11 protein-coding genes are annotated in these 11,771 nt (G+C 42.5%); all 11 read right to left on the reverse strand.

The features are described 5' to 3' along the window. The 11 genes from ACSQ8P_RS26330 to ACSQ8P_RS26380 all read right to left on the reverse strand — a co-directional run bounded on the left by ACSQ8P_RS26330 (position 1) and on the right by ACSQ8P_RS26380 (position 11,764). A complete protein-coding gene (locus tag ACSQ8P_RS26330) occupies positions 1 to 1,518 on the reverse strand; it encodes a response regulator transcription factor (RefSeq protein ID WP_436237896.1) in 1,518 nt (505 codons plus the stop codon). Between the two features lie 124 nt (positions 1,519 to 1,642). Beyond that, positions 1,643 to 2,554, reverse strand: a complete 912-nt coding sequence (locus ACSQ8P_RS26335; RefSeq protein WP_436237897.1) for a carbohydrate ABC transporter permease — start codon at positions 2,552 to 2,554, stop codon at positions 1,643 to 1,645. Positions 2,555 to 2,567: 13 nt separating this feature from the next. After that, the gene (locus tag ACSQ8P_RS26340; RefSeq protein WP_436237898.1) at positions 2,568 to 3,542 is read right to left on the reverse strand and encodes an ABC transporter permease; all 975 of its coding nucleotides are present in this window, start codon (positions 3,540 to 3,542) and stop codon (positions 2,568 to 2,570) included. A gap of 71 nt (positions 3,543 to 3,613) precedes the next feature. After that, a complete protein-coding gene (locus ACSQ8P_RS26345) occupies positions 3,614 to 5,290 on the reverse strand; it encodes a sugar ABC transporter substrate-binding protein (protein ID WP_436237899.1) in 1,677 nt (558 codons plus the stop codon). Positions 5,291 to 5,468: 178 nt separating this feature from the next. Beyond that, positions 5,469 to 6,206 (reverse strand): carbohydrate binding domain-containing protein, encoded by a 738-nt coding sequence (locus tag ACSQ8P_RS26350; RefSeq protein ID WP_436237900.1) that lies wholly within the window; start codon positions 6,204 to 6,206, stop codon positions 5,469 to 5,471. A 221-nt stretch (positions 6,207 to 6,427) separates the two neighbouring features. Next, positions 6,428 to 6,823, reverse strand: coding sequence for a hypothetical protein (locus ACSQ8P_RS26355; protein ID WP_436237901.1), 396 nt, complete (start codon positions 6,821 to 6,823; stop codon positions 6,428 to 6,430). A 271-nt stretch (positions 6,824 to 7,094) separates the two neighbouring features. Further along, positions 7,095 to 8,219, reverse strand: coding sequence for a metallophosphoesterase family protein (locus tag ACSQ8P_RS26360; RefSeq protein ID WP_436237902.1), 1,125 nt, complete (start codon positions 8,217 to 8,219; stop codon positions 7,095 to 7,097). A 367-nt stretch (positions 8,220 to 8,586) separates the two neighbouring features. Further along, entirely contained in the window at positions 8,587 to 9,174 is a 588-nt protein-coding gene (locus ACSQ8P_RS26365) for an AAA family ATPase (protein ID WP_436237903.1), read from the reverse strand. Positions 9,175 to 9,180: 6 nt separating this feature from the next. Further along, positions 9,181 to 9,798, reverse strand: a complete 618-nt coding sequence (yqeK, locus tag ACSQ8P_RS26370) for a bis(5'-nucleosyl)-tetraphosphatase (symmetrical) YqeK (RefSeq protein WP_436237904.1) — start codon at positions 9,796 to 9,798, stop codon at positions 9,181 to 9,183. A gap of 729 nt (positions 9,799 to 10,527) precedes the next feature. Continuing rightward, complete coding sequence (locus ACSQ8P_RS26375) at positions 10,528 to 11,460, reverse strand: hypothetical protein (RefSeq protein WP_436237905.1); 933 nt, start codon at positions 11,458 to 11,460, stop codon at positions 10,528 to 10,530. After that, positions 11,450 to 11,764, reverse strand: a complete 315-nt coding sequence (locus ACSQ8P_RS26380) for a hypothetical protein (RefSeq protein WP_436237906.1) — start codon at positions 11,762 to 11,764, stop codon at positions 11,450 to 11,452. The genes ACSQ8P_RS26375 and ACSQ8P_RS26380 overlap by 11 nt, the downstream gene beginning before the upstream one ends. Between the last annotated feature and the right edge of the window lie 7 nt (positions 11,765 to 11,771).

Raw genomic sequence — 11,771 nt, forward strand, 5'->3', positions numbered from 1 at the left:
TCAGCCTTTTTTGTAAGCAGATGGTAACAGGCCGGTAAGTGCCTTGAACTTGGTTACGAACTGTTCCGAATCCGAGTAGCCGACACGATCGGCGACATCGGATATTTTCAGTTCTTCACGACGAAGTAACTTTTTGGCCTCTTCAATTCGTACGACATGTAAATATTCATTAAAGGTGAGGCCAACTTGTTTCTTAAACCTCTGGCCAAAGTAGGCCGGATTCAGCCGAAAATGCTCTGCGACATGCTGGAGTTGCAGCTTCTCGCTGTAATGCGATTTAACGTAGTCTTCCGCAGCAGATATGACGGCATCTTGCCCTATGCCTTTCTTCTGGCCAATCCACTCTGCAGCTTGCAGGAATTCCCGCATGACCTTGCGTTCCAAGAGGCCAAGATCTGTAGGCGCGTATGAAGCACACCAATTCGGCGCCAACACATCTTCACCTCCGGCTTGGGTAACAATCTTAACAATTTCAAGCTTAATGTTGCCTAAATAAGCGCTCAGCCAAGATCCAGAGACGGACTGCCTCGAAAGAGCAATGAATAGGTGGTGCACGTGATCTCGCACCATTTCTGGACGCCCACTCCCGACGGCAGCTAGGATGGATTCCGTCACTCCAACAAAGGCAGGCAGCGTCTCCGCTGACCGTTCTCCTTGATAGATGTAAATCCCCTCAGTTCCAGAAGGGAACTTGCACATTTCGGCCAAAAGTCCCTCACGGAATGCTTCTTTTAACGCATGCGGTCCCTTGTGTACGCCGCTTACCGAAAACGAGAGCGCACTGCCCCAGTTATTTCGGACACTGACAATTAACTCTGTAATTATTGCTGGAGAAAGATCGCACTCCTCGGTTCCCGAGACCAGCAAGAATCCATGTCGTTCTTTGCCCACGCCAAATGGAAGCATAGTCACTTGAGGAAGTTTGATCCTATCCACAATAACCTGTATCAGGTCCGATTGGACATGAGCCTGAACGTCAGGTTCAAGTAAGATGCAGCGGAAGCTGGAACATTCATGAAGATCCAACAAGGCGTTCGCCTGCTCAATCCATTTCTGCCTGGTTTCTCCCTGCAATAACCTTGAAATCGTTTCCAATCGTAAGCAATCCAAGGCAGCACTTTCGTACTGGCTGTGAGCTTCACGCTCCTGAATCGTATTTGCGACCGCTTCCACCGCAGCTACAAGCTCCGCTTCAATCAAAGGCTTCATCATATAATTAGCCACACCATGTCGCATAGCTCTTTTGGCATATTCGAAATCTGCGTATCCACTCAAAATAATAAATTTCACCCCAGGGTGTAGGTAGGAAGCTTGTTCAATCAATTCCAATCCATCAATGACTGGCATTCGAACATCCGTCAGCACCAAATGAGGCAGGGTCGACGCCATCATGGCTAACGCATCTTCACCATCCAACGCTTCCCCGCACACTTCAAAGCCTAGCTTATTCCAATCAATCATTGACCGCAGTCCCTCTAGCATGTAGGGCTCGTCATCAACAAACATGACCTTTAACATGGGAAACCACCCTTCAGGGAGTAGATATGGCTATTATACAGGAAAGGATTGATTTGAATAAAGCAAAAACCGTCCCAGCTCCGAGCTGAAACGGGAAATGAATATCATCATGGTTAATTTCTTCTTACTCTTTGACGCTTCCAAGATTCATGCCGACGATAAAATACCTTTGCAGGAAAGGATATACGAATAAAATTGGAACCGCCGCCACAATCGTGATCGCCGCACGTATGGAAGAAGGCGTAACCATGGCCTTCGTTTGATTTGTGTTTGCCCCAGCCATCAGACCGGGATCGTTGTTGCTGCTCATCGTTGATCCAAGCAACTTCATCATTTCGTACTGAAGTGTACTCAGCTTCAAATCAGACGAAGCATACAGGAACGTGTCGAACCAGGTATTCCAAGATCCTACCGCAATAAACAAGGAAATGGTCGCTAGAACAGGCGTACACAATGGGAGGATAATTCTCAAAAATATGGTGAAATCACCGGCTCCGTCCATTTTCGCAGACTCGACCAAGCCTGATGGAAGCGTTCGAATATACGTCCGAATGACAATGAGATTAAACGCATTCACCATTCCTGGAAGCACATACACCCAGAAGTTGTTCAAGAGTCCCAGGCTTTTGATCAGAAAGTAGTTAGGAATTAATCCTGCATTAAAATACATCGTTAACACAAAAATTAATCCGATGATTTTACGAAAAAGATAGTGGGGCTGTGCTACTGTATACGCTAACATGGCGGTAAGGAATACACCTATCACTGTCGTTGTAATCGTACGAGCGACTGAAATCCACGCCGCATGGTAAATCGTACCTGAAAGGAAAATCGCCTTATAATTTTGCAATGACCATGAACGAGGCCATATATAGATGCCTCCCCGAAGCGCATCATTGCCCTCATTGAATGAAATCGTTAGTGTATGAAGGAACGGATATAATGTTACTATAGCAAGAACGAGCATGAAGATGCCGTTAATCGTATGGAACAGAATCGGCTCTATCCGAATTCTGCGCGCAGTCGTTGTTCCCATCGTCATCTCTCCTTTATATCAACCGCTCTTCACCAAGGCGCTTGGCGGTAGAATTTGCAATTAGAATAAGGATTATGCTTACAACTGTTTTGAAAATACCTGCCGCAGTGGCCAGCGAATAGTTGCCTTGAGCAATCCCGTACTTGAGAACGAAAATATCAATCGTTTGCGACCAGTCGACGATCAATCCATTGCCGAGCAGGTACTGAATTTCAAAGCCGGCATCCAGAATATGTCCGATGTTCATGATTAATAGAATGATAAATGTTGACTTGATCCCAGGCAGTGTGACGTGCAGGATCTTCTGGTAACGGTTTGCACCGTCGATTCCGGCAGACTCATAAAGCGACGGATCAATCGAGGTGATAGCTGCAAGGTAAATGATGGTATTCCATCCCACCTCTTTCCATACATTAGACAAGCCCACAATCCCCCAAAAATACTTACCTTGACTAAGCCACATCACAGGTTCCTTAATGAAGTGCAGCTTCATCAACAGCTGATTAACGATACCATCATCAACGGATAGGGAAGTCGCTACAATACCCGCAGCAATGATCCACGACAGAAAATGAGGCAGATAAGAAATCGTTTGGATGGACCGTTTCCAGAAACGAACTTTAATTTCATTCAGTAAAAGAGCTAAAATAATGGCTGTTGAAAAGCTAAGAACCAAATTGATCATACTCATGGCAAGCGTGTTGCGAAGCACTGTCAAGAACGTATCATCTTGAAAGAGAAATTTAAAATGCTTCAGCCCCACCCACTGCTGTTTGGAAAATTTCAAAGCCGGACGATAATTCTGGAACGCCATCAACCAGCCCCAAATCGGTACATAATTGAAAATTAGAATATAAATCACGATGGGAAACGACATCAGCATTAACTGCTTCTGGTTTTTGATCGTCTTCCAACTTAAACCGACGCCGATTTCCGGATCAATTTTTTGCTTTTTCGTTGGTCTTTTGGATAGTATGGTCTCGGCCATCGACATTCCCTCCTAGGAAGTAAAGCAGAGAAGACCCTGAGTCTCCCCCACTCTACTACATTTCTATTCTCTTATTTGCTGCTCCAATTCTTAATACGCCAGTTAATTTGTTCATTGATACGATCTTCGATGGCTTTGAAATTACTTTTGGAAATCTGATCCACATATTCCTTCCATACACCATCAAATTCATCCGGTTTGACCATAATTGCTTTCGGCAAATATTTGACGGCAAGGTCTTCCATCTTCTGATTGGCCACTTTTGCTGGTGAACCATCCACGAGATCAATACTCCAAGCTGGGTAGTATATTGGATTTTCCACAGGTGATTTGAAGAACTCTGCCCATGTCTTATGGTTGTATGCCTTCAGCACTTCCTGATCCTGCGGCTTCAAGCTGTCGAAGAATTCCTGTGGCTGTGATCCCGCATCAGTTGCATTTCCGTCACTATACGTCCCTTGCATCTTAGGCAGGCCACCAAAGAACCCATCCGCTTTATTCGCTAGCTTCCATGTATTATCGTCTGCTTTCGCGCGCTGTTCAGGCGTACGGTAGAACTTACCATCCTTTACCTCATAATCCTCGCCTTGAATACCCCATTGGAGTGTCTTCTGCCAATCTTCGGTCATTAGTGAGTCAAGGAATTTGATGATTTGAACCGGATCCTTGGCTTTCGTCGAAATCCCGTATCCGCGGTTGATGTTCAAAACTGGACGGTCACGGTAGTGCTCTGTGGCGCCTGGATATAAGAGCGGGAACCCTACGTATGTGCTGCCGAATTTACCTTGTGATTTCAAAGAATTTTCTCCATCGCCAAAGTTCCAGTGCTGGTCGAACATCCCAATGACACGACCACTGGCAATTTTAGCTAAGTATTGATCGTAGTTCTGTACCAGTGCTTCCTTATCCATCAAGCCTTGCGCATTGATCTCATTCAGCTTCTTGTAATAGGTCTTGGCAATATCCTTGTCCGCAAAAATTTGCGCTTTCCCGTTATCGACGATAACACCACCGTCATTTGGGTAACCAGCTAAATGCTCTGGCGGATTAAGCAGCGGGAATTTTCTCCAGTCGAAGCTCAACGTCTCGAACCCGATCATATCTGGATGTTTCGCTTTGTATTTCGCAATGATATCGAAATATTCGTCCAACGTTTTAGGAGTTGGATACCCCATTTCCTTCAGGACATCCTTTTGCAGGTAAAAGCCTGGTCCTTCATACGTAGTATCGTTAACTTGACCAGTGAACACGCCGTAAGCTGGCAGAACATAAAGGTGACCGCTTGCAGGATCCTTTGCCTGATTCAGCACGGATGCATAGTGCTTCTTCAGATTCGGCGCGTATTTGTCAATCAGGTCCTCGAGGGGAATAAAAGCACCGGCCGCAATTAGTTTATCATCCCCGGTCATAATATCCGCATAATCGCCGCCGGCAATCATAACGCCCATCTTCTGCTGCAGGTCACCGACCAGAAACTCCATTTTTAGGCTAACGCCAGTTTTATCTTTAATCATCTTGTAGATCTTGTTGTCAGGAGTCGGCTGTTGACCAGGACCACCAATGAAAACAGATAATGTAACTGGCTTGATCGCGTCGTTTTTCGCCGCTTCAGGACTTGTCTGACTACCGACAGGTGAAGCGGTGCTGCTTGCCGCATCCTTCGAGTCGGTGCATCCTGTCAACGTTAATCCTAGAGCCAGAACAGGTACCAAAGTTGCTAAAACAGGACGTTTTATTTTCTTAACCATTTTTCTAATCCTCCCTTATTGTCTCCATGAAGATGCGTGATCCTATAGGCCAATCATTTAATTGCTTACACAATTTATTATACCTTTTAAGAATGCGCTTACAATTCACAAACTAAAGGTCTTACCCCTACGAATTACAGTCAGGTAATTTAATGTTCGACTAAATAAGTCAACCATGCTATTGGCAGTTTACTTCAACCAAGGTTGTCCATATTGTCTCAATAAATATACGCGGTAGAGTGAAGGTCGGAACCGTATATGTTCCTTCAATTGTGCCCCATTCACCTTTGGTCATGACACCTGATCCAAGAATCTTGATCGTCGTCCAATCTCCGTCTTGGATATCGAAATTGAATTGCTTCGTAGCAGGACCTGAGTTATATTTCACTTTCGCGGAAAATTTATAGGTAGCCCCCGTTTTTATTTTTCCAGTAACAGATTGTTGCACACCAGCACCAGTAGCTCCCCTGCCGCTAATATATAAACTATTGGTTCCGCTAAAATGCTCATCCGTTGATACCGCAACCGATGCAGTATCATGTTTCTCCCATGGCGTTAACCCGTTCTCCATCCCACTTTTCACAAAAAGTTCTGTTCCCTCGTTTAGTGGCAATGGTGTCACAGGTGTTGTCACTGTCGATGATGTGGTTGAAGTAGTAGATGTATTGATAACGGTATGCGAAGCCCCAATTTTTTTGGAGCTTTGATAGAGTTCATCAGAAGCTACCAAATTGTTCTTAGATGCTACACCACTAACGGGAATAGCCATACTTTGTGGAACCGTACCGTTAATACCGAATACTGGCCAACCATCATTCCATGTAACTGGCACTAGATAAGGTAGTAACTTCCCTGCCGTAAGTTGAAACTGATATAACTTCCAGTTTTGTTTTACCATTGGTGCTTTTTGAATCATGATTTAACATATCACCTACGGTAATATCCTCGAAAGCGCGTCCTTCTATCGTCCAGAGCTCTTCCCATAAGTATTGTACTCTTCCAACAATAAACGATTCAATTCCATTCATCCCTCAGTTTCCTTCCGTGAGATAGGTTATCGTACCTCTTTACATAGAGAAGGCAACCAGTTTCTTCTCATATTGTACTTGGCTGAGATCCGGACGCTAACTCTAATCATCAACCTATTGCAGACAGTAAATCATCCTTGTCGTCTTTTTTCAAAAGAGTCACATTGCTTTGTGTAACCTTAAATTTCCAAAAGCTACTCACTCTTATATCATTCACCTTATAGTTCAAATCTTTAATAAGGGTAACTTCGTATGTTTCATTATCAATCAATTTAACACTCGTTGTTAACTTTAAATTGGTTGTATTTCCATACATACCACCTATCGTGACCTTCATATTTCTGATTCCATTTCGTTTTGGAAAATCAACATATAAATGAGGGTCATTTAACTCATGTATCTTGGCTAAAGTATATTTTACGGCATCCGATTCACTAAACGAGTTACTGCAAGCTGCTAATACAAATAAACTAATAATAGTAATAATATACAACGCAATTTTCATTTAGTTCATCCCTGTCCATACATTTTCGCTTTTCTATATGTATGGACAGGACACTTTTTTTAACACATTTGCATGGAATATTCACTTTCTTCAAAGATGTATTATTTAACTATCCTCCCGTTAGATTAATGGTCATGTGATTAATCCATTAGTAAATCCAATTTTTCGTCATACACTCGGAGTTTTTTATGCAGTGTATACACAAAAAATCCCGATTCCGTGCGATCATCACAAATTCGGCGTTTGAATTCTAGTGCACACAAGCAAATGATCAACGTACCCCGATTTTGCCAACGGGCACCTCAAATTGTGCTTCGGGGATCCATCTCTTCCGGTAAAAGTCGCGGCCTTTTATCTTTACCTTGTCTTGATATACCTCGACGTATAGTCCTTGACTTTCTTCTGGCTCCATTTCCAATTCTCCCCCGCTACCGTTATCAGTCCAGAGTTGTTCGATAGAAGCCGAATTTACCATTGTGTAAGTGTCACGTACGAATGTATCCGGCAGCTTAAGCTCCCAATGTGTATGGCCGGAAAAGAATATAATCTGCGGATATTGTAAAAGAATCTTACGAAGCTCCTGGTGCTGAATGACAGCCCGGTTGTTCGTGCAACAAAAAAGCGTACCCGCCACTGTATTCGGCAGAGGCTGATGCAAAAATAGGAAAATCGGCTTCTCCCCATCCGCTTCGGCTCTCAGCCTCAGCTTGGCCTGCAGCCAGTCCAGCTGCTCTTTGGATAGATACGCATCCTCTAAGTTCGCTGGATCCGATTGCCGATAATGCTCCATCCCTAGAAATAAAAACGTGTAACCGTTGATCTCACGGTTATAAAAGACATGCTGTTCTCCCGTCAACTGGAGGAAGCGTTCAATCGAGGCTTGTTCTGTCTCGCCGTTCGGAAATGTCTTCGAGCTCCAGGCCCAATTATCGTCAAACCAGGCCCTATAAAACTCATGATTGCCAATCGAGTATTCTACCCTGTCCGGGTGGGGATTCGCTTTCATTATCTGAGCTAATTTTCTATAATCCTCAGGCATACCGTTCGTTAAATCGCCGTTGATCACGAGCGTATCCGAATGCGGGTTAATTTGATCCAAATCCTGCAGTGCGGCCTCGAACTTCCGCTGGGATCGTATGTCCCAGGACTGCACATGAATGTCGCTGAGCACTGGGAAGCTGAGTAAGGGCTGGCTCTTCCCACTTTTGTTCAAGGAATTGGCATCATGAGATGGAAGCTGAGCAACGTTTTCCAAGTCGTAAGAGGAGTTGTTTTCTGCAACATCGTTAATGATGACGGAATCCCCATACTGTGAAACCGTCGCGGCCGATGAGGAATACACGCTAACCGCCATCATCAAAACCGATAATACCAAAGTCTGCCATCCTGTTTCCAAATGGACCACACTCCTTAATCAACAGTAGTAAAAACTCTCATGAATTACCATAACTGTTGATTGTAAACTGAATGTTCGAGCCATTTTAAACTTATATAAACTCCCCAGACTCCCTAAACAATTTCTTTAGGTATTTAACATGATGTGACTTGATACGACGAAAATTATGCTCATTGGCTGCAGTGTGTTTTAGGAATTAATCATGAAGCTCTTATTTCTATGAATAGCTACCCTTCAAATATTGTTTTTACTCTTACCACAGTAGGACCTGATAAACTACAATGCTTACCTATTTGATGGCCAATACCCCACAAAGTACCTAATGGACAAGTATCAATATATATTGAAAGCATTCTGCAATACTGTGCTAAACTTCAAACATAAAAGAATGGATTTTCTCAACATTTATATCTTTAGGTATAACAGTATCCAAAATTAATTCTCCCTCAAAAAACTCTGGACCCAGATCCTTATAGTGTTCTTTCAGCTCTGATAAATTAGTTATTATTTGGTTAGGTAATGGATTGATACTTCGTTTAGCAAGTCGTTTTGACCAGGTTGTCTCATCACCGCAGACACAATGTATTGTTTTTAATTCCCCACCTCTTTCTGTAATCCACCTTTCCAATTTCTTTACATCCTCATTATTATTTAGACCGAAATCGAGTATAATGGTGGCATTTGAATCGATTACGTTCTCTAAGAAGCGATAAAGAAATTCGAAGCAAATCTTGTTTCTTGAACTGTGCTCTGGAACGAAACCAGCAACAGAATCATAAATATCATCCTTATGCAACACGGGTACATTGAGTCTCTTAGCTAGTTCGTTGGATAATGTCGATTTACCAGTGCCAGCTCTTCCTCTAAATAAAATGATTTTAGGCATATAATCTCTCCATAACTTGCAATCTTCTGCTAAGGTTACAGGCAACTCAGAGGCAATAAAAAATTCCAATGAACGCTAGCTTAGAGCGAACATCTCTTCTCTAGCTTCGATAAGCCACGGGTGTACTAATTTTAGCTTATCTCTCTGTTCCCATACATGATTTAAGTAAATAAGTACGGCTCCATTCAAATCTAATAACTCAATTTTTTCTCTCATTTTTTCTTGGTATGGATGATCTCCAGGAAGATTCCATGAAATCTTATCAGAAACAAATAGAACCTTGTCCAATAGGCTTGATCTTGCTTTTAAGGTTGTATGGCATTCAATAGCATTTAGTACAATTTCATTCGTACATCCAAATATCTTTTTTGCCATGTCTTTAGAAAGTTTCTGATGAATGATCCGATGATAGCTGTACTCTTCCTCCAATATATCAATACCTGAACTCTCAGCTATACTCATCATGCTGGTTTTAGGAATCACGTTACTTATATCATGAAGAAAAGCCGCTTGGGATGCGAGATCGTTATCTAAGTTGAACATATTTGCTATTCGAACTGCTTCATCAGCTACAGAAATAGTATGCTGGTATGTATCATACTCATTATGATTAACAAGAAATCGTTCAATATCTTTCTTAATCTCTCCTGTAAAAGATATGCCCTCGGTGAACCTTCCATATAATATGCTCATACAAGTCCCCCCCCCCCCCCCCCGAGTTTTTAATCATTTGACTATTTTAGTTATCTTCAAAAAGACTCCAGAAAGAGGAAAGAAGTTCAAATCTGATTATTACTAAACTTCCCGTTAGTTGAGAAAACGAAGTCCTTATGTCGGCTGCCGTTTCTTCAGTTTATTTAAATATCGTTTTGCAGTAAAAAAGGTACTGCCTATTATGTGTCATTTATCATTTGCTTTCATTCTTCGGCGTCTTTTGAAATAGAATACAATCACCAGAAGGCACACTATCAACATGCCACCCAAGATCAATAGATCATAGTCTTTAACCGTCATAAACCACATTTTATATTCCACATTCACCTGATTTATTGGAGTAATTCCCTCACCAAATTGCTTGTCTATCTGGTTAAGTGACTGTATTTCTTTAACTGGAGCACAAGGACTATTCACTAACTCTCCGTCGAGATTTTTTCTATATAGTATTAGGTTTGTGATTAGTTGTCATGTGGGCAAGCCAATCAAAAAAACCGTACTCTAATGAGTACAGGTTCAGGTTTAAGGCTCTTCGAGTACATTTATTAAACCATGTTTCACCAAGGACACTATAGTCTCTTTTATCAGCCCGATTCCTCTTGCAAAAAAACATTAAATCTATAATGCTGGGTTCAAGAGGCGTAGTCAGTATAATCTTAAGATCGTTAGCAGAATCCCGACCTTGTGTCGAGCATGCTGCTTGTCGAATCAATTAGAATGAATGGCGGCTGCCTCACTAGGAGCCATCCAGTTCAATACGTTTTCTAGCATAGTTTTCAAATGCTCAGCCTTGTGAAGTTCTGGCTTGCCCTTTACCAATATAAATTCATTTCGGATATACTGGATAAAATCGATTTGTAATCGCTCAAGTTGCTCTCCAGTTAAAATATATGTATATTCTAGAACGGATTCGTACGTATAATACCACTCCCTGTCTTCAAGGAACGTAAAGGATGAATGTTGATACCACTCTTTCACATAAGCTTTTAATGCGGTTGTAATAAGCTCATTGTTTCCTGACATTGAGTACAGTCGATTCGAAGAAATCAGGTTTCTAAAGCTGATCATATTACCTGCAGAATGCGTATAGGGAAGCCCGCAAAACCGTATGAGATGATCCAGTATCTCGATATATGCTTCCTCTCCAGCACGCTCGGGATTAAACTGGCACCTAACCGCCGCATGTGCGATGCCTTTGAGCAGTGAAAGCGCTTCTGCTACTTCTTTTTTGTCGGCATTATCTTCAAAAAACAAGCTCTGCTTGCCTGGTCGAATTTCTGCCCGATCTATTGCATCGTGGAGTTCATCCTCGAATTGATCTCTGCTATACGGCGCCCATTGGTTAATATGATTGGCGATCTCCGATCGCATACCAAATTCTCTGCGGATGATACTAATGATGTTGATCCCGCCGCTACCACTAACAGTAAGAAATATTTCATGTAGAAACCTTTCCAGGTGCTTTGCCTTTTTAACAGCGCCCATGATCTCACTTGGAATAGTGTAAACGGTCTCTGCCTCGTTCCGTTTAAGTACAGCGATAAGCTGCGTTAGCTCTGAGAGTAGTGTATGCTGCATCGTTAGTCCAACCTTCCATTCATTTCGCTTCGCCCAACCATTAGCCCTTGTTTTATTGAACAAAGGAATCGTTTCTTAGCCAAGACCCGCCTTCATCAGTTCTTCGGTAACACATCGTTGCAGATTGTAGTGCCCCCCTTGCTGCTTCATCTACTGTGGTAAAAGGGTTTTCCATTGCAACTGAAGGACCAGCATTGTCTGCGCCTCTGTAACAATGACTGAGTTCATAAAAGTAATTGCCTTCCCGATTCTTAAGGATGTGAATTCCAATATAGAAGCCATCGATTCTAGCCTTTAAACATTGGACGACCTCGTGAACGGTTTCAATATCCGTATGAACATTTTCGAGTTCGGATAAATTTAACATGCTCTAT

This window comes from Paenibacillus sp. LjRoot153, from assembly GCF_964253085.1.
Classification (GTDB): Bacteria; Bacillota; Bacilli; order Paenibacillales; family NBRC-103111; genus Paenibacillus_E.